This window comes from Nocardioides thalensis, from assembly GCF_013410655.1.
Lineage (GTDB): Bacteria > Actinomycetota > Actinomycetes > Propionibacteriales > Nocardioidaceae > Nocardioides > Nocardioides thalensis.
Window position 1 is genome coordinate 3240208 of sequence record NZ_JACCFP010000001.1, and the last position, 19103, is coordinate 3259310.

The following is a 19103-nucleotide window of genomic DNA, read 5'->3' on the forward strand; positions in this document are numbered from 1 at the left end:
CTCAGATCCTTCCCACACCGAACACGTCGGGACGGGCTGCAACCGCTTCCGACCACTCTTCACGATTTTCCAACCGGATCACGTTCCAGCCGCGGTCGAGGAGAGCGTCCTCGGCGTCAGCACCGCGTTCGTCTGCGGTGCCGACCGGAGTCCCGTCGTCGACGAACACCGCGGTCGGGCTCGGCCCGCGGAAGACGAAGTCAGGGCGGGCGGCTCCGATGAGCTCTGTGTTGCGCTCGGGGATGGCATAGCCCCGCTCGCGGAGAAAGGCGTCGAGCGCGCCGGTATCAGAGGGCACCGCGTCGTCGACCGTGCTTGACGTTTGTGAGCCGGCCTCGGGGACCACCTCGACCGCGGCAAGCTGCAGGAGCAGGTCGCGGACCGCGTGGCGATCGATCAACTCGTGTTCAAGCTGGTTGCCGTAGGAGAGCAGGCAGTCATAGCACGCCTTCGTGCACTCCTCCGCGGCTCCGGGCGCGTGCTGGAGGTCCTCGCCGGTCATCGGGTCGAAGTGTGCAACCTCGAGTGCCTGGCGTGCTGCACGGGCGAGGGCATCGGGCTCGGCGAGGAGACGTCGCAGCACGCCGGCGCCGCCCTCGGCAGACTCGGTGAAGAGCATTCGTCCACGCTCCAGGTCGTCGGGCAGCAACTCGCCAGAGAGCTCCGAGTCCTCCAGCTGGAAGGCGGCCTCGATGCCGCGCTCGAGGGCGACGCGCAGAGTGACCGCGACCTCCACCGGCACGCGGCGCGAGAGCCGGAGGACCATGATGTTGCGGGTGTCCTCGACGTACGGGATGACCTTCTGCTTGCTCTTGACCTGGGCGGCGTCGGGCAGATCCTCGTCGCCTGCAACCGCCATCGCGCGCTCGCTGAGCCACTGGCCGCTGACCGTGTCGAGCCAGTAGCCGCGGTCAGTGGGGTCCCTTCGTCGTCGGAGACCGAGGTTCGTGACCCGGATGGTGGCGGTGTCGCCGTAGCTCAGGTCGCCCAGGATGTCGCCCTCTGCGCGGATCTCGGCATCGACGCGCGCGACCTGCTGACCGTGCTGCGCGAACCGGTAGGAGGTCTCGAGCTCGTAGCCCGCACGGCGCCTCTCCTCCTCGTCGCTCGAGATCCGCTCACGGCGGCGCGTGAAGACTGTTCGCATCTGCATGAGTCCTTGGGCAACACCGACCAGCTCTGCGCCGCAGTTCTCGCACACGTCGAGGCCGGGCTGGCGGCGATGGTGATAGCCGCAGGACTCACAACGTCGGGCCTCCTCCACATCGACGCTGCCCACGCCCTGCCCTTGCACCATCGGGATCTGGACGCGGGTCACCTCGTAGCGAGCGCCTTCGTGATAGATCAGTGCGCGGGGACCGAACTCGCTGATCGCCAGGAATCGCGGGCGCTGGAGGTAGTCGCCGCCATCGCGGTTGAGGGTGCTCTGGCGCACCGCCGGGATGTATGCCGCGAGCGGCAACCGCGGGAACGAGTAGCCCGGGAGGAAGCCTTCGGAAGCTAGGTAGCGGTAGGTGTAGAAGTCGGAGTGGGACTGGCCGTCGTCCTCGTTCTTGAGTAGCCGGAGCTGGTTCTCCGCCTCACGCCGGCGGGATTCCGCCGCCTTGCGTTCGAACGGCGTCAGGTTGGCCATAAGGACGAGCCGGTTCTGCTCGGCCTGGTCCGCCAGCGCAGCGCGATAGAGACTGCGCCACCGCTCGCAGGCAGCATTGAACTCGGTGAAGGCTTCCTTCATCACCTGCGCCGCCCAGTCAGGGCTCCACCACGGCGCCGACTCCAGCTCGTCGCGCAGCTGGTCGATCACGTCCTCGGCGATGGCCGTGGCGCGTTGTACGGCCTCGGCGTCGTTGAGCAGTGTGGTCTTCTCCTGCTTGATCACGAGCGTCGGCTGCTCACCCTCGGCGTCGATCAACTGCGGCATCCGAGAGCCCAGGTCGACGTGGGTCTCGGCGAGCCAGATCGCATGCAGGTGGGAGCGCAGGAGCGCCTGGTTCGTCAGGTCGAGCCGTGGCGCGACCACGGAGCCGGAGACCATCGCATCGGAGCGACGGAAGTAGTACTGGTCGTGGGAGTTGCCGGTCGCGCAATAGGTGACCACGAGGGCGGGCTGGCCCGACCGTCCCGCCCGACCGCTGCGTTGGGCATAGTTGGCCGGCGTGGGCGGGACGTTGCGCAGCCCGACGGCGTTGAGGCTCGCGATGTCAACGCCGAGCTCCATCGTCGGTGAGCAGAAGAGGAGCGGGAGGCTGCCCTCTCGGAACTCGCGCTCTCGGGATTCGCGGTCCTGGGCAGTGACCTGGGCCGTGTGTTCGGTTGCGCGGAGACCCGCGAGGTCGTCGGAGACCTGGCTGTAGAGGTCGCGGAAGAACACGTTGACGCGCCCGCCCTGGTCGGCGTCGACCGTCACACGGAGGGGGTCCGCAGCCGCATGATGGCCGTCGCCAGCGGTCCAGCGGAGCGCGCTCGCCTTCAGCCGATAGCCAGGGCCGCCCTGTTCCAGTGGGATCACGACATCGAGCACTCCGACGTCGGCGAGCAGCCGCAGGATGTCGGAGATGATCCGTTGGGCGTCGTCGGTGGTGAGCTTCTCCGGGTGGCCGGGGAAGCGATTCGGCTTGCGGAGGTAGGTCCCGAGCGCTGATCGCCCGGAGAGGAAGAGCTTGTCGATGCTGCGTTCACGGCCGCTGCCCGAGCGCCCGAAGGCCGTGCCGACCATCGGCAAGAGCTCGCGAGACGAGATGGTCCACAGCCCTCGAAGGTGCTGGCGAGACTGGCGCTTGAGGCGCTCGAAGCCCTCCTCGGACAGGCAGTGGACATCGATGGCCAGAGCACGTCGAAGCTCGTCCAGCACGATCTGGCACAGCTCCTGGCGCAGGCCAGGGCGCGCCTCTTTCAAGGGCTGGTAGGCGGAGCCCCAGACGGACTCGTCCGCACAGATCTCGGCGAGGTCCTTGTATTCCAGCTTGAGCAGGCCGGTCTGCTCCAAGTTGGGGAGGGTGATCCGTCGGCCGGGCTGGATGTCGGAATAGAGCCGGAACTCGATCAGGTCGCGGAAGGCGGCCTCGGCCTCTCTGCGGGCTGCGAACTTGGCGCCGGGGCTAGCGGCGTACTCCTCGAAGTCGGTGCCGAGGGCAGCCACGACGGCCTCGGCGAGGTTGAGGTGGTCGATCCCGTCGTTGTCCCTGGCAGCGCGGTAGAGGGCGCCACGCATCTGGACGATCTGGATGAAGTCGTTGAAGTGGCCGGCCTGGAGACTCGCGTCCTGGCGGTTGTCGACGAAGGTGAGGAGCTTGCGTGCGTCGTCGTTCAGGTCGCGGACCTTGCGCAGGGAGCGGACCACGCTCTGGCTGATGATGCTGACCGCCGAGCTCCGGCCCTCACGGTCGAGCGTCGCCAGACGGGTGTAGTCGTTGCCGCGTGTGGACTCGTAGCTGACCCGGCATTTCAGGCAGAAGAGGAATGGCGACGGGACGAATGCGGCGAGAGTTCCTGTGCCGTCCGACTGCTGGCGGCCGGTGGTGTCGACCCAGACCCGCTCGGGGAGGTACTTGCGGCGATTGGTGACGACCTCAGTTCCGTCGACCCAGGCGTCCGGCAGGCGGTCCTCGGTGATCGGCTGGATCGGCCACGGGTTGTCGGTGGAAATGAACAAGTAGCCGTCGTACTGCTCACCACCCGACGCGTCGCGATTACGCCTAGGGCGGAAGGTGGTGTCGCCGTGCCGCTCGGTCTTCGCGACCGTGAGATATTCCTGACCGCATTCCCGGCAGAAGGCCAGGGGGTAGAGCAGCTTGTCGGGCTGACCCGGGGCAGCGACCTGGTAGTTGGAGGTAACTACTCGAGTCGCCTCGTCCTCGAGGGTCACGTAGACGGAGTCACCCTTGGAGAGGAACTGGTGGAGCCGGAATGCGAACAGCGGTCGCTTGGTCTCCGGGTTGGTCGCACGCGACCCCGCCAGGAGGGTCGCGCGTATCTGCTCCTCGCAAACATCGGTGGGGACGCCGGTGAGCTCGGACAGCATGGGGGCGGCGTCCTCACGCACCTTGCGCGGCTGCTGTCGGACCAGCTGACCGGTCGTGTTGTCTTCCTTGAGGCCGAAGGTGTCTTCCACCCAGCTGGCCAGCGGCCAGGCGCGAAGCTCGGCATACCCCGTCGGCACCGATGAGCGGAGGCAGTCGGCGAGAGCGGCAGGATCAGCTGCGGCGGCATGGGTGGCTCGGGTGAGAGACTCGCCGATTACGCCGTCAGCTGTGACCTCGGTTCCGAAGATCCGGGAGGCGACCTCTGCGACCTTGGCGCGCTGGTCGGCAATCGACCCGCCAGTGGCCATCGTCGCGGAGGTACCGACGCACTGGAGGTTCGGAGCCTTGCAGGCTTCCCGGACCCGACGCACGAGCATCGCGACGTCAGCACCCTGCCGGCCGCGGTAGGTGTGGAGCTCGTCGAGCACAAGGAACTCAAGACCCTTCGCTGCCGCAACCAAGCGCTTGCGCTCCTCGGGTCGGGTCAGGATGAGCTCGAGCATCACGTAGTTTGTGAGGAGGATGTCGGGCGGGTCCTTCAGGATGCGCTCGCGCTCCTCGCCCTGCTCCTGGCCGGTGTAACGGGCGAAGGTCACCGGCTCATTGCCGGCGCCGTAACCGAACCGGAGGAACTTCTCGAGCTCGAGCTGCTGTGAGTTCGCCAGCGCGTTCATCGGATAGACGACGATGGCCTTCACGCCCGGGCGGCGCTCGGAGCGAAGCACCCGATCGACGATCGGAACGATGTAGGCAAGCGACTTGCCCGAGCCTGTGCCGGTGGTCAGTACGTAGCTCTCTCCAGAGCGGGCTACCTCGATCGCGTCGCGCTGGTGGCGGTGGAACGTAAGCTCGCGGGTTCCGACGTCACTTAGATCACTCTTCACGCGGAAGATCCGCTGGCATTCCGCGTCGAGGAGGCCCTGCTGAGCCAGGTCGGCGACGGTGCCCCCCGACTCGAACGCCGGGTTCAATGACAACCAGGGGTTTGGCCACTGCCCGCCGCGCTCAAGCTCGTCAGCGACGTACTCCTTGATCCGGGCGTCGTCAATCTCAACGAACGCAGTCGTGAACGACCGGTAGTCCTCGATGAGCTGGTCGCGAACGTCGAACACGTCCATGCCGCGTGCATGGTTGTCTGCCACCCGAGGTCCCCTCACTGTCTAACCACCTATCTATCAGAGCGCTCGCAGCGAGGGACCCGGATCGCGCGAAATGGTCTGATCTAGATGTTCAAGCCCGGATGCGACACAACAGGATCGTCAGAAGGCGAGCGTGCCTGAGCCCTGTCGCGGGCAGCAGGTCTTGAAGGTCGGTGGGCTGAGGAGCGGTGCAGACGTGACTCGCGTTCGGTCTGCTGCGTGACCGATCGCATCAGGTCGCCGTCGTCGGCTCGTCCCCTTCCTCCCACACGGCGAATCCTGGCGGCGCCAACTCGAGCAACTGCTTGATAAACCCGCGCGTGTGAGTGCCCCAGTTGTTGTTGAGAACCCAAGTGTGATCGCCGAACGTCATCGGATCTTCCAGATGCCAACGCGGCCGGTTCTGGTCCGAATTGCCGTGCTGGATCTGGATCGCGGTCCACAACTCGTCCGCGTCGTCGTGTGGACCGTCCACTCGAAGCATCTTGCTCTCCGGCAGGACGTCGGCAATCTTCTCGACGGAAACACCCGCTGCGACCAGACCCTCGACGAGGCGCAGCATCGCCCACCTCTTGGGCAACGGTTCCCACGTCTTCGTGGGCGTCTGCACGACGAACTTGGTGCGGTCGGCCTTTGACGTTCCCTCGGCCTGGCGGACCGCCTTCTCCTTCTCTCGCACACGGACTGTGTATGCCGACGCTTCCGGAAGAGGAATCACGTGCTGCACGTCGAGGAGGAGACGATCGCCGAGCAGATATGGGCTCAACCTGACGCAGCGGATGTCGAAGCCATGGAACTCGTTGAGCCACAGCACGGTGGTCGTGATCTCCTGGCTGAAGTCCTCCGAGGCAAGGACGATCCCGACCTCTCGCGAGACGACGGGCTCTTCATCTGCGTCGAGCCAAGCGATCAGGTCGGAGCGAGCCGTTTCCTCGCTGGCATCGTCGAAGTCGCGCTGCTTGCGATACGTCGCGAGCGACCGGACCACCTGGTTGAAGGTCATGGTGGACACCATCGCTGCGTACCGCAAAGCCTGGAGCTCCATGTGACCGCCGTCGACGGTTCGCTTGAGCTCCACGACGACGAGCCGGCAGTCCCGATCCAGGCACAGCAGGTCGACTCGACGACTCGCGCCCTCGAAGTCACCGAACTCCTCGGACACCACGAACAGGTCATCGTCGATCAGGTCGATGTGGTCGCGCAGGGCCGCTTGCAAGTGGGCGCGCTCTTGGATCCCCTGAGCCGCGAACGAGGTGCGGTGCAGCTTCACCAACGCCTCGGAGGTGACCGGCATGCCACTTCCGAGGCTCGTCATGTCATAAAGCGCCATCGGCTCCTCCAGTCTCGTCGCTCGTGATGCAAGTGCCCGGGGCCGCCAGAGTCAATACTCACCGCCGCCATGCCGGTGGGTGCGGATACCGAATGCCACTTCCCCAACCGACCTCCCAGCCCTCGTCGTCGTCGAAGTAGTCGGCATAGGCGATCGGGAGCGCGCCGTGCTGCTCGGCGAGGCCGAGCAGGCCGGCGTACCAGCCGGCGTACTCCCAGTCCGGCTCCCGCCCCCTGATATGCGACAAGCCTCGCAAGATCGTGTCCGCGACCTCGCTTGCCGGCGTTGTCGCAATGATTCTGGTGTCCAGCAACCGATCCGCAGCGCCCGTGGTGTACGAGATCGCGCCGCCCTTCGCAGCGACCGCCGCTTGGCCGAGCGGCGCCTTCAAGTCGGCTGCAGCCGCGATCTTTACCCTCCAATACATCCCCGATCCACTCATCCCCGGTCGGACCCGCACCTGTTGGTATCCAAGGTGGTGGAGGTGCGACACGGCCCGGAGGATCGTGTGCTGCACCCCAAGCCGGGCATGCAGTATCCGCGGCTCCCAGTACGGCTCATCGGTGTACAGATAGAAGCCCGGGATCCGTTCTGGCGGGTCGCCCGCCGCGACCTTCACGGGTCGGCCGGCGGAGTCGTTGATGACGACCAACGGCACTCCTCGCGCCATCAGCTCGAGGAATCGGCGTACGCCGTTGCGCGTCGTGTCCGCCGCCAGAGCACACGGGATCCCGTCGATCGTCACGCTGACGAAGCCGCGATCCGCGCTCGAGCCACCAGAGATGGTCGCCTCATCCGTGTCGTCCAGCCACTTGCTGAGGATGTGGAGAAGCTCATGGAACTCGAAGGCCTGGCCTCTCCTGATCGGTGACTCGGCATCGCGGGGCGCCACCTCCTCCGTCGGCCCCTCCGCCACGAGGTCGTCGTCGCGGCCCAGTTCGACCAGCATTCGGCGGACTCGAGGCCACGCCTCGCTTTCGGTTGCCTTACCCCGACGCAGGGTCGCGGCGAAGTCATCTACCGCGGACCGCAACTGCCGGTCGGCAGCGGCAAGGGCTGACTCATACCGCTGATCGAGCACGTACGACGCCCGCAGGTGGTGGCTTGTTGCAGCTCGCCACGCGAGGCGGTCAAGGAAGATCTCGAGAATGCGCGCGGCGGTGGCGGTGTCGCCACCCTCCTGCATCGCATGGAACTCAAGATCGTGACGAAGCTCGTGGCGCACGTCAACGGACGTCAGCGCCAGCGCCGTACCTGCTCGCTCACCGTCCCGGGTCTCTGCCTCGCGCCGCACCTTGGACACCGCGCGCGCCAGGTCGAGAAAGTTGTCATCGGCCAGCCCGAAGCCTACGAAGAGCAGGTGACTCGTGAGCATCAAGCCCTGCACGACTCCTCGGATCGCTTGATACTCCTGCGGATGGCGGTCGTAGTCCTCCCGGGTGAAGACAAGGCTCGACGGGTGGGCGATATCCCCGTGGAGCTTGAGCACCCACGGTTGACCGCCAACGGCGAGGGCCCGCGTAAGCACGCGGTAGCTATCGGGATAGATCGCGCCGAGCGCGTTCTCGAAGCAACGATCGAAGTTGGTCGTGACCGTCTGTTTCACGCCCAGGCCCGCGAGGATCGCGTGAGCGAGGGCATGTCGATCAGTAGTGAGGAGTCGAGCCAGAATCTGCCCATACCGGCGCTCTCCCAGCACGATCTTCAATGCGGACGCCCGGTCGATCAGGTTATCGGTGCTTTGGGAGAAGTCGACGCCGGCTTCGAGCGCGAGCGCGTCGACGAGGCCCTGCCAGTTCGGCAGTCCGACCGGCACGGATACGCCGGCGCCGAGGAAGAGGGAGAGCTCACCGGCGGCGGCCCGGGTTCCGAGGTCGTCGGCGAGCCGCACGAGGTGTGGCGGCAGTTCAGCCCACTGGTCGTCGGTGCGCCTGGCCTGGGCGGCAGCCATGTCGCGCGGGTCACGGAGGGTCAACGCGATGTCAACGTGCGCCTCGCGGCTGACTGCTGTGAGCGCGGACAAGAGTTCCTCGATCAGCTCCCCGCGCCTTCCGCCGAGGCCGCCCGCACTGGCGCCTGCGAGGGTCACGCCGACAAGCGGAAGCACCCGGCCTCCGCCGGGCTCCAGGTCGGGTGTTAGGCGGCGTACGCCTTCTGCCATCGCCGCAGCGACCGACGCCGGAGTGTCTGCGCCTCCGGCGCTGATCGCGATGACTGGTACAACCCACGGGCCGTTACGGGGCCGCGGCAAGCGAACGATGTTCCCGTCACGATGTTCCGCCGGCAGACGAAGCCACCCTGCATCGCCCTGAGGCAGCCTCTCGGGAAACAGCCCGGCCCAAGCGCGGGTGATGTTGAGATCGCTATCGCAGCTGGGCATCACCGCGTCGCAGGCGAGCCGCGTCAGGTCAGCGCGGATGACATAGACGTGGCCGGGCATGTCGATATCGTGCCAACCTCATGGCTGGCGGTCAGCGGTTTCTGCCTCGCTGTGGCCCCATCCGCCCTCCCGCTGGAGGGCCGCGCGGAACGCTCGGTTCGGGTAGGCGGACGGCAGCGCGTCGCAAACCGCCGCCAGGGCTTCGTCGGCAGGCACTCCGAGCAACTGGGCGTAGCGCGCGCCGACCGTGGGAGTGCGGCTCTGAGCCGCGACGCAGTGCAAGAGCACTGTGTGCCCCTCGTCGCGGAGCGCCTTCACGGTCCGCGCGGCATCGTCGATGACGTAGTCGAGGTGCGCGTTGGACGACTCGTCTGTCTGGTCGATCAGGCGGAAGCTGACGTGTTCGACGCTGCTGGGGACATCCTGCGTGCCGAGCAGGCAGAGGCTGATTACCGCGGTGACGCCAAGGTCTTCGATCTGGCTGAGCGCGGCGGCGTTCGCGAGGAGGACCTTCTCGTCGTGTGGGTGCGGGACGACCACGGGGCCAGAGTTCCACTCGGCGTAGTTGATCCGCTCTGCGAGGGCCAGCCGTAGATGCCCGGACCCTTCGTGGCAGCCAGGTGCGCCAGGTGCACGAGGTCCTCGGCGCGCTTGCCGGGCCAGCCGTGGACGACGCGGCGCCACTCCGCCGGGATCGCGCTGGCGCCCCAACGGGCGCCGAGCATCGCGCCAGCGATGGCGGCGACGGTGTCGGTGTCGTTGCCGATCGCGATGGCGGCATTGAGTCCCGCGACGACCGGGTGGTTGTCCAGCTCGCACACCTCGACATCGGCCACGGTCTTCACAACTGCCCACGCGGCCTGGAGGGCCGTCACGACGTACCCGTTCGGGGTGAACGTGGCGGGGTCGCGCTGCTCGGCCTCATCGATCCTGTCGGTCCAGAACTCTTGCGCGTCGTCTGCGAGGCGACCTATGAGTTCGCGGAGGTCGGGGAGCTCGCCCGTCACGACCGCGTGCCGGATGCCGAGGCACCACAGCGCGCAGGCCTCGCCAGCGCGCGGGTCGTAGTGGGTCAACGCACTGACCTTCATCGCCGCATCGACCAATCCTGCCGGGTCGCCCAGGTGGGCGAGGGCGACGGGGGCGGTCCGCATCAGTGACCCGTTGCCACCACTCTTTCCCGTCCGCTGGTGCAGCTCAGCCGCGACCCGCGTCATCGTTTCGGCCGTTGGCTTCGTGCCGGCTCGATCGAGCACCGAGCTCGTCTGGATGCCGACGTCGGCCGGGCCGCCGTCGTACCACTCCCGGAACCGGCGGGCGATGGCGTCGAGCGCGTCTGTCGTCCGGAGGTCAGCCTTCGTTGCAGCGACCTCCGCGATCGGGAAGAGCATCGACGTGTCGTCGGTCCACTCCCCCGGTGCGAAGTCGCCGAGGCCTCCGCCGATCATCCGCGGTCCTTCCGGCCCAGGCGTCGCGACGCCGAACTCGTATCCGGCGCCGAGTGCGTCACCGCATGCGGCTCCCAGCAGTACGCCGCATGCGCGGTCAATCTGGGCTGTCGCCAGCTTCACGATCTGGTCCACCAGATACCTCTTTCGTTACGCACTCGCGCTTGAAGGTCGGAGGGTTGCGGCGCCGGCCGCGCTGTCGCGCCGCGAGGGCAGGCCCGGCGAGGGTTTCACCTGCGACGTCACGTGGTAGCCGCGGCAGGTGCCGCAGAAGTAGGCGCGGCACACGCGCAGGGTCGTCGCGGCGCCGTACTCCTCGTCGAGCTCGACAGCGTGACGCGTGTTGTCGGCGTGGTGCAGGAAATCCACCGCCTCACGCTTGTCTCGAAAGCGGAGCTTCCCGCAGCCGCGCTCGCGGCGGGCCTTGCCGTGCCGGCGGCTGACCGGACGGTCCCAGCGGGCGTCTGCCCGGTTCCTCACGACTGATCCTCAGCGACGCTCAGGAAGCACCTTCCGCCGACGCGGTGGGCGGTGTCCGGCGCAGTCTTGGTCACGAACTCGCAGATCTCGCCCATCAGGAATGACAGGTGCTCCGGCGAGAACGGCTCGGCGAGGATCTCGGTGCGGAGCATGATGCGGTCGCCGACGAGCACGAACTTCGCCCAGCGGCAGTCTCGGTTGAGGACGGCGACTTCGAAGGCAGCGCGCCCGGGGTCGGTCACGCCGACGACGAGCTCGGCGAAGATCCGCGCCACCGGCATCTGACCCTCGACGGGTCGAACGAAGACGACCGAGTGACCGTCGAGGATGAACCCGTAGTCGCCGTCGTCGTCCGCGCTCGGTGTGTGGCCGATGTTCGCGGCGAGCGCCGCCTCGATCTCGGCACGGAGGCCAGCGTCGACCGACATTCCGCGGCAGGTCGGTGTGGCGTCGAAGTCCTCGTCGTCGGTCTCGACGACGTCGTCGGAGTCGATGAGGAACGACGGGTGCGGGACGCCGAACACGTCGCGCAGGACAGCCACGATCATGGCCGCCGCGTCGGCCGCGTCGATCTCGCAGCCGGCCTCCATCGGCCACCAGTAGTTGTCGGTGTGCTCGTTGGGCTTCTCCCACCCGCTCGCGCGGAGCGCGCGGCGCGCCTCCTTGTCGAGCCGGTAGCGCGAGGCGAGGTAGTGGTTGCTCGACACCTCCGCCGTCGCGGCGTCACCGCTGCAGAGCACCTGGACGTACGGCGTGCAGCCGTCGTCAGGGTCCGGCCCCTCGAGCTCCAGCAGCAGGGGCTCGCCGGTGTCGAGCTCCGCGATCCGCACCGCCAGGTCGCGCTCCATCGCCCGCCAGGCGCGCCGCGTCGCCCGGTCCAGATCTACCTTCGTTCCCACAGTCATCAACCCCACTTCGTGTCCCCTTGTGATGCCGAAATTACGGGGAGGATCCGACACAAATCGGGCCCTTCGCGGGCCTACGCAGCGGCCTTCGCGAGCTCGTGCTTCGGGCTCGTCGCGACCAGGTGCACGACGTGGTCGCGGAACTCCAGGGCGGCCGCGTCGACGTACTCGTTCCGTCCGGTCGCGGTGGCTCCAGCGCCCGCGCGAGCCGTACGGCGGCGCGGCAGCCCCGTCACGCGGTCGGCGAACCGCCGGGCCCGTCGCGAGGGCGTGACGAGCGCGGGCTGCCCGAGGGCGTCCATCGCCGCCGCGGTCAGGATCGACACGAACTGGGCCTTGAACGTCCACGGGTTGTCGAATACCTCGAGGGCAATCGGCTGGCCGGCGATGCCGACGACGATCCCGACCTGTCCGGCGAGCGGCCGGAGTCCGCGGGTCATCGCCTTGACCTCTGCGGCCGCCCGGTCCGCGTGCTCGACGTACGAGCTGGTCGCGGTCGGCCCGAAGCGGGCGTCGTACTCCCCGATCCGGCGCCACACCTCCTGCTGGCGTGCGTCCGCGGCGGCCTCCCGGAGCCCGGTGCGTACGCGGTTGCTGGCGCGTCGGCTGCGCGTGGCGTGCGCGTCGCCGCCGTGCCAGCGGCCGGCCTCGACGCAGACGACCTCGGCCTTCACCTCGCTCCCGGCCGGTACCACCAGCGAGCGGGCGAGCATGCGGTTCTGCCACCCGCCCTCGAGGATCTGGCCCTCGAACAGCGCGACCGGCAGGTCGCCCTCGTTGCGAACCTGGAGCACCGGCACCGAGGCGCCGGTCGTGCACTCGTCGACGCGCACGGCGTCGAGCTTCGTGGTGTAGCCGCGCGGACCGACGTAGTCGCTCCATACGGGGAAGATCGTCAGGGCACCTCGCTGGGTGCCGGCTCCTACGTGCAACTGCATCCGTCATCTCCGATCTTTGCGCGCTTCCGTTCATTAAGGTACCACACTAAACGCGGAAGTGCTTATAGACTGCCGGCATGGCTGCTTCAACCGACGGCGGAGATCTGACCAGACACCCCCGACCCAATGTCGCGATCGACGTCGCGGTCCTGACGGCATTGCCGAACCGGCCGGCAGACGACGAGCCCGGCGACCTTCTGGTTCTGGTGATCGAAGGCGTGACCGAGCCCGGCTGGGTCCTCCCGGGCCGGTTCCTGCGGAAGGACCAATCCGTCGAAAGCTGCGTGGAGCAGAGCCTCGATCGCAAGGCGGGCCTGCGTGACATCGGCAAGAAGCCACGGCTGCTGCGGGTGTTCGACGACCCGAAGCGCGACAAGCGCGGCTGGACGCTCTCGATCGGACACTCGGTGGGACTCCCCCACGACGTCGCCGCGAGTGGGAACGGCCGCTTGGCGCGCGTCGACGGCAACGGGAAAGTGCCTCGGAGCATCCGACTGCTGTTCGACCACGACCGGATCGTCGAGGAAGCCGTGGCCGACATGCGGCGCCGCTACGAGATCCTTCCCGACCCGGACGGCCTGCTCACCGGGCCCTTCACCATGACCGACCTGCGGCTGGTCCACGAGGCCGTGCTTGGTGAGCGACTCCAGCGGGACTCGTTCAAGCGGCGGATGGTCAATTCACTGCGGCCCGTCCTGAAGCGGGACGGAAGTGCGGTCACGCGGAGCGACGGGGGTCGTCCCACGCCCTTGTTCACCCATGGGGACCCGGAAGACTCGCCCCAGACGCGGCGGCGGCTCAGGCTGCCGCGGCTGGCGACTTAGGCGCAGCGCCGTTGCGCCAGGTGCTTGAGATCGACGGCAACGACTACCTCAAACGTATGGCACGCGCGATTGTTCGCACCTCGATCAACGGGTCCACACCCAACAGTCAGAAGGCCAGGCTCGGGAAGCTACTCGTGAAGCACGGGTTCACGAAGATCGGCACGGGTGCGTACGAGGGGTACGGCGACACGGCGGATGACGTTATGGAAACCGTCGCTACGGTCGTGGCGCACCTCGCCTCGCTCGCCGAGGGATTCTCGGTCGACCAGTTGTGGTGGTACCACGACCAGGCAACCCCACCCGCGGGCACCTGAGCATCCGGTTCCGTAGCCGGACCTGAGCACGCTGAGACGCTCGTAGCAAGGGTTCGCGGCCTGAGTATCCAGCCGATGCCGTGGGTCCCTCGGCGACATCGGCGTGCTTCAAACGCAGTGCATTTCCCTGCTGCGCGTGTCAGAGATCGGCTACGGCGTAGAAGTCGCGAGCGCATCCTTGTAGGCGCTCGCCACGCCGAAACAGAAACCCAAGAGCGGCTCGACCCGATCAGTCGACAGCCACCCCGACTGAGTCCGCGCCTGCTTCTCCGTGCCGTTGAACGCGAACAGCGCGTCGGCGCTTGCCCGAAACTCGGGGGTTGTGAGTGACGGAATCTCGATGCCGCTGTTGACCCCGGCGTACGAGCTAAACGGTACGAGGATTCGACCGTCGTTGAAGATCGCGATCACCGTTCGCACACCACTCGTCGCCGGCCCTGCAGCCTCAAGCACCACATGGTTCGACTCGATTCGCCGCCGATAACCGGATGTGAGCCATGTGGTCAACACCTTCTCTGCCGCGGCGCGGGCATCGGGATTTGAGAACTGTCCGTAGAACTCCTCCAAGGAGCCAGGCTTCTCGGCAAGCTTCGCCTGCTCCACCGTGGCAGTGAAGGAGTTGGGTTCGATAACGGCCGTGAACAGCGGCGCCCACGGACTGTCACCGATCCGGACGGCCTTCGCTTCGACAAGCCACACCGAGATGCCCCGCTCCCGATCCAGTTCGGCCAGGTCATTGAGGTACTGGGCGACTGCTTTGAACTCGTCTCGATGCTCCTCTGCCACCACGACAAGACCCCGAGCATGTCGAGCCACTGCATAGGCCAAGCCGCGCGTCAGGTGGTCGTGATCAGCCCTTCCGTACTGGTTCTCGATCACAAACTCGGAACCATCTTCGCCTTGCGCGACGATGTCGATCCGCCGTCCGCCAGTCGTGAGCACTTCTGATTTGCCAACCGCAGCGAGATCGATGCCGAGCGCGTCACCAAGATTGTCCAACTGGTCGGCCAGCAGCGGGGTGAAGTCGGACGCTTCACCCTTCCAGGCCTCGCTGAGCCTGCCGAACATCAACTTCGCCATCGTCATGAGTCAGGTTTACCAGCAGCACCCTTCACAACCCGTGACACACCATCCCGGCTCTAGGAAGACCGCTCAACCGTTCCAGACCATCGGTGTCCCGCGGGAGGTCACCGAACTTCAGTACGTGTTGCCACCTCGACTGCGGCGGACCAGGTACGGAACCGGTAGCGGATCGTGTGGGCGCTCGGCGCATCCGGGTGGTTCTTTGACCAGGTGGCGTAGCCGCCGTACGAGCCGGTTGTCTCGGGGTCGGCGAGGTACCGCGCGACCCAGCTAGCGAGGTCGGCGTCACTGCGGTGTGCCTTGTGACCGCTCGCCTGGTTCGTGGGCAGGCCGGCGGCTTGGAGGGAGGCGTTCCAGCCGCCGAAGCGCTTGTTGATCGTGAGGCCGCTCGGAGCACCGGCCGGCCGTAGAGCGTCGTACGCCTTGGCGCTCAGCGGCGTTTCGAGGCCGTCGGCCGCAGTGCGGAGCGCGTCGAGCATCTGCTGGTCGGTGTACTTCTGCTGGGCCACGAGGCTGATTCTCCACGACCGGCAGCGGAGGTCTGGAAGGATCCCGAGCCGTGCCGAAGCTCATCCTGGCGCTGCACGGCGCCGACCTCGCCGACCTCGCCGACATGCTGGTCTCCCCTGCGTTCCGCCACCGGCTCGCGGAGGCGGGGGCGACCGCGGTCCAGGTCAACATCGACGACGAGGCCGTGGCTCCAGCGCTCCGGTTCGGGCCGGGTGAACCAGTCACAGCGGTGGTCTCGGTCTGGACCGACCGCGACCCGTTGACCGCGATCGCCGCCGTCGTTGACGCGGCCGACGAGCCCGACCTCCACGCCTGGCGCGTGACGGAGAAGGTGCGGCTCGATCCCCTGCCGGCGCCAGACGGCGAGCGTGCAGACGTCTACGCACAAGTCGCTCTGTTGCGGCGGCCCGATTCGATGTCACGCGAGGATTACCTGACCTATTGGCAGGTGCACCACACGCCGATCGCCATCCGCACCCAGAACACGTGCGGCTACATCCAGAACATCGTCGAGGAGGCGCTCACGCCCTCGACACCCGAGGTCGCGGCGATCGTCGAAGAGCACTTCCCGATGGCCGCCCTCACCGACCCGCACGAGTTCTACGGCAGCCGCGGCGACGACGCCGAGCTCAACCGCCGGATGACCGAGCTGATGGACAGCGTGGGCAGGTTCGGCGCCGGCGACGGGCTCGACGTCGTACCCACGAGCCGCTACTTCTGGGCGCTGTGACGGAGCGACCCTGGACGGCCAGTCAGTCGGCGCTCGTGACGGGTTGATCGACCGGCTCCGACTCCGGGTCTTCCTCGATGACACCCACCGGTCCTCGCACGAGGACGAAGCCCGCCAGCGCCAGCGACGTGACCGCGGCGGTGGCGGCGCCGAGGTGGAGGCCGGTGGTGAAGGCCGCTTCTGCGGCGACCACAAGGGCGTCGCCGGTGGCCGCGGGCAGGCCGGCTGCGACGTCGAGCGCTCCGCCGAGCGTGCCTTCGGCCGCGTGGGCGTCGTCGGGCGACAGCGCGGCGGGGAGGGCCTCGTCGACGCCGCGGCGGTAGGCCGCCACGCCGATGCTGCCGAGCACCGCGATGCCGAGGGCGCCACCGAGCTCGGCCGCGGTTTCGGAGACGCCCGCCGCGGCGCCCGCCCGCTCCGGCGGGGCGGACCCCATGATCAGGTCGTTGGTCAGAGTGAAGGCCGGGGACATCCCGAGGGAGAAGCCGATCGACGACAGGACGATCAGGGCGAGCCCGGAGCCGGCGTCGACGCCGAGGAGCACGCCGAACCCGAGGGCGGCGACCACCAGCCCACCGCCCATCAGCCAGGCCGGGTCGATCCGACGGGCCAGGATCGGCGTGACGTTGGAGCCCACGACGAACGACAGCGCCCACGGCAGGGTCCACAGCCCCGCCTCGAGCGGGCTCATGCCGAGCACCAGCTGCAGGTACTGCGGGATGAACAGGAACCCGCCGAACACCACGAAGACCCCGATGCCGTACCTCGCGAGCGCCGCGCTGAACGCGGGGATGCGGAACAGCGACAGGTCGATGAGCGGGTCGGCCAGCCGGCGCTGCCGGCGTACGAACACCGCTCCCAGGCCCAGGCCGGCCAGGGCTGCCACCAGAGCGGTCGCGGTCACCCCGTCCTCGGCGACCCGCTTGAGCCCGTAGACGAGCGCGAGCATTGCGACCAGCGAGAGCACGGCGCTGGGCAGGTCGGCGCGGCCGGCGTCGGGGTCGCGATACTCCGGCAGCAGCCGCGGGCCGAGCACCAGGAGCGCGACCATGACGGGCACGTTGATAAGGAACACCGCGCCCCACCAGAAGTACTCCAGCACCACGCCGCCGATAACCGGCCCGACCGCGGCGCCGACCGAGAAGCTGGTGATCCAGATCCCGATCGCGGTGGACCGCTGCCGCGGGTCGTGGAACATGCTCCGGATCAGGGAGAGCGTCGAGGGCGCGAGCGTCGCGCCGGACAGGCCGAGCAGCGCCCGGGTGGCGATCAACATCTCCGGCGAGGTGGAGAAGGCCGCCAGCACAGAGGTGATCCCGAAGGCCGCAGCCCCGATCAGCAACAGGCGGCGGCGCCCGATCCGGTCGCCGAGGCTGCCCATCGTGATCAGCGACCCGGCGACCATGAAGCCGTAGACGTCGATGATCCACAACATCTCGGTGCTGGTCGGCTGGAGGTCGGCGCTGATGGCCGGCACGGCCAGGTGCAGCACGGTCAGGTCCATCACGTACAGCACGCACGCCAGCGCGATCACCGCGAGACCCAGCCACTCGCGCCGCCCGGCGCGCGGGGTCGTCGTACTCGTCTCCGTCATTCCCGATCCATCCTCTCGACAGCGGTCTCAAGGAACGACGACGGAGCTCCGCGCAAATGATCGGTCGACCCCGGGAGAGACGACCGATCAGTTCTGGCGTGCCCGGTCGTCGACATCTCTAGACAGCCCTGAGACCGTAGGAGGCACCGTGGAGACGACCGAGCCCCAGCCGACCAGCCCGATCGGCGCTGACGAAGCCGGGTTCATGCGCGTGGCCCGCAGCGGCGATGCCGGCGAGTTCGCCCTGTTCACCGAGCGCTACCGCCGCGAGCTGCTCGTGCACTGCTATCGCATGCTCGCCTCCTACGAGGACGCCCAGGACCTCACCCAGGAGACGTTCCTCCGCGCGTGGGCGAAGCGGGAGACGTTCCACGGCCGCGCGTCGCTGCGCACCTGGCTCTACCGCATCGCGACCAACGCCTGCCTCGACTACCTCGAGAAGCGCCGGGAGCGTACGCCGGTCCCGGCCGATCTGCACGGCGACGCCAGTGAGGGCACCGAGGTGCTCTACCTCCAGCCGTGGCCGGGGAGCCAACCAGACGACCCGCACGAGCAGGCCGCAGCGAGGGAGACCATCGAGCTCGCGTTCATCGTCGCCGTCCAGCACCTACCCGCGCGGCAGCGCGCCGTCCTGATCCTCCGTGACGTGCTCGGCTGGCCGGCCCAGCAGACGGCCGACACCCTCGAGCTGACCCTCGCGTCGGCGAACAGTGCCCTCCAGCGGGCCCGCGCCACCATGCGCGAGCACCTCCCGGACGGGAGGCTCGACTGGAGCGCGCAGGGCAGGTCCGAGCTCAGCGACGACGAGCGGAGGCTGGTGTCGGCGTACGTCCGGGCCCACGAGACGCTCGACATCGACGGGCTGGCCGCACTGCTGCGGGAGGACATGCGGTTCGCCATGCCTCCGCAGCCCGGCGTCTGGGTCGGCCGCGACGCGACCGTTCAGGGCTGGATCGACGGCGGCTTCGGCCGGGGCGAGTACGCCGACTGGAAGTGCCGGACGACGACCGTCAACGGGCAGCCGGCGGTCGCCATGTATCTGCGCCGCCCCGGGGCGGCGACGTACGAGGGCTTCGCGGTGGACGTGCTCCGCGTCGAGGACGGCCTGGTCGCCGAGATCTACACCTTCGACAGCGACGTCTTCGAGTGGCTCGAGCTGCCCAAGCAGCTCGACCCCAGCTGACCGCTCAGCCTTCCGCGAGCCCGTTCTCCTCGCCCTCGCCGGCCTCGGCCGCGAGCCCGTCTCCGTCTGCCTCGGCGTCGAGCTTCTCCTGGGTCTTCGCGATCTGCTCGCGCTCGTCAGCGTCGTCGAGCTCGGGCTGCGAGCCGTTGTCGCCGGGGTTCTCGCTCATGTCATCTCCTCGGTGTCGGGCAGAGGCGTGCACCGGGCGAGCGCACAACTCGTC

At 67.9% G+C, this 19103-nt stretch carries 16 protein-coding genes; 4 read left to right on the plus strand and 12 right to left on the minus strand.

All coding sequences use genetic code 11. From position 1 onward, the window contains the following. Position 1: 1 nt before the first annotated feature. The 8 genes from HNR19_RS15780 to HNR19_RS15815 all read right to left on the minus strand — a co-directional run bounded on the left by HNR19_RS15780 (position 2) and on the right by HNR19_RS15815 (position 12642). Positions 2 to 5140: a DEAD/DEAH box helicase gene (locus HNR19_RS15780; protein WP_179668804.1), complete on the minus strand. Its 5139-nt coding sequence runs from the start codon at positions 5138 to 5140 to the stop codon at positions 2 to 4. A 253-nt stretch (positions 5141 to 5393) separates the two neighbouring features. Next, a complete protein-coding gene (locus tag HNR19_RS15785) occupies positions 5394 to 6491 on the minus strand; it encodes a PDDEXK family nuclease (RefSeq protein ID WP_179668805.1) in 1098 nt (365 codons plus the stop codon). Positions 6492 to 6549: 58 nt separating this feature from the next. Next, positions 6550 to 8931 carry an SIR2 family protein gene (locus tag HNR19_RS15790; protein WP_179668806.1) on the minus strand — a complete coding sequence of 794 codons (2382 nt, stop codon included), beginning with the start codon at positions 8929 to 8931 and terminating at the stop codon, positions 6550 to 6552. An 18-nt stretch (positions 8932 to 8949) separates the two neighbouring features. After that, positions 8950 to 9411 carry a protein-tyrosine phosphatase family protein gene (locus HNR19_RS15795; RefSeq protein WP_179668807.1) on the minus strand — a complete coding sequence of 154 codons (462 nt, stop codon included), beginning with the start codon at positions 9409 to 9411 and terminating at the stop codon, positions 8950 to 8952. Beyond that, complete coding sequence (locus HNR19_RS15800; RefSeq protein WP_343047226.1) at positions 9321 to 10454, minus strand: ADP-ribosylglycohydrolase family protein; 1134 nt, start codon at positions 10452 to 10454, stop codon at positions 9321 to 9323. Before HNR19_RS15800 ends, HNR19_RS15795 begins: the two co-directional genes overlap by 91 nt. A 15-nt stretch (positions 10455 to 10469) precedes the next feature. Beyond that, entirely contained in the window at positions 10470 to 10799 is a 330-nt protein-coding gene (locus HNR19_RS15805) for a hypothetical protein (RefSeq protein WP_179668808.1), read from the minus strand. After that, positions 10796 to 11704, minus strand: coding sequence for a TY-Chap domain-containing protein (locus tag HNR19_RS15810; RefSeq protein WP_179668809.1), 909 nt, complete (start codon positions 11702 to 11704; stop codon positions 10796 to 10798). Before HNR19_RS15810 ends, HNR19_RS15805 begins: the two co-directional genes overlap by 4 nt. Positions 11705 to 11778: 74 nt before the next feature. After that, positions 11779 to 12642 (minus strand): ARPP-1 family domain-containing protein, encoded by an 864-nt coding sequence (locus HNR19_RS15815; RefSeq protein ID WP_179668810.1) that lies wholly within the window; start codon positions 12640 to 12642, stop codon positions 11779 to 11781. A 77-nt stretch (positions 12643 to 12719) separates the two neighbouring features. Here HNR19_RS15815 and HNR19_RS15820 point away from each other — a divergent pair, with 77 nt between their 5' ends. Both HNR19_RS15820 and HNR19_RS15825 read left to right on the plus strand, forming a co-directional pair. Continuing rightward, positions 12720 to 13466, plus strand: coding sequence for an NUDIX hydrolase (locus HNR19_RS15820; protein WP_179668811.1), 747 nt, complete (start codon positions 12720 to 12722; stop codon positions 13464 to 13466). A gap of 20 nt (positions 13467 to 13486) precedes the next feature. Then, positions 13487 to 13780: a hypothetical protein gene (locus HNR19_RS15825; protein WP_179668812.1), complete on the plus strand. Its 294-nt coding sequence runs from the start codon at positions 13487 to 13489 to the stop codon at positions 13778 to 13780. 150 nt (positions 13781 to 13930) lie between these two features. On the opposite strand, the gene HNR19_RS15830 is transcribed toward HNR19_RS15825, so the two are convergent. Continuing rightward, positions 13931 to 14866, minus strand: coding sequence for a hypothetical protein (locus HNR19_RS15830; RefSeq protein WP_179668813.1), 936 nt, complete (start codon positions 14864 to 14866; stop codon positions 13931 to 13933). A gap of 101 nt (positions 14867 to 14967) precedes the next feature. Beyond that, positions 14968 to 15372 (minus strand): homing endonuclease associated repeat-containing protein, encoded by a 405-nt coding sequence (locus HNR19_RS15835; RefSeq protein WP_179668814.1) that lies wholly within the window; start codon positions 15370 to 15372, stop codon positions 14968 to 14970. A gap of 50 nt (positions 15373 to 15422) precedes the next feature. Between HNR19_RS15835 and HNR19_RS23605 the strand changes: the two genes are divergently transcribed. Then, positions 15423 to 16103, plus strand: coding sequence for an EthD domain-containing protein (locus tag HNR19_RS23605; RefSeq protein ID WP_218910282.1), 681 nt, complete (start codon positions 15423 to 15425; stop codon positions 16101 to 16103). 22 nt (positions 16104 to 16125) lie between these two features. Here the strand turns inward: HNR19_RS23605 and HNR19_RS15845 are convergent, their stop codons facing one another. Next, positions 16126 to 17697, minus strand: a complete 1572-nt coding sequence (locus HNR19_RS15845; protein ID WP_179668815.1) for an MFS transporter — start codon at positions 17695 to 17697, stop codon at positions 16126 to 16128. A 148-nt stretch (positions 17698 to 17845) separates the two neighbouring features. Between HNR19_RS15845 and HNR19_RS15850 the strand changes: the two genes are divergently transcribed. Next, positions 17846 to 18880 carry an RNA polymerase subunit sigma-70 gene (locus tag HNR19_RS15850; protein ID WP_343047227.1) on the plus strand — a complete coding sequence of 345 codons (1035 nt, stop codon included), beginning with the start codon at positions 17846 to 17848 and terminating at the stop codon, positions 18878 to 18880. Positions 18881 to 18884: 4 nt separating this feature from the next. Here HNR19_RS15850 and HNR19_RS15855 read toward each other — a convergent pair whose 3' ends face one another. Next, on the minus strand, positions 18885 to 19049 hold the full coding sequence (locus HNR19_RS15855) for a hypothetical protein (RefSeq protein WP_179668816.1): 165 nt from the start codon (positions 19047 to 19049) through the stop codon (positions 18885 to 18887). Positions 19050 to 19103: the final 54 nt, after the last annotated feature.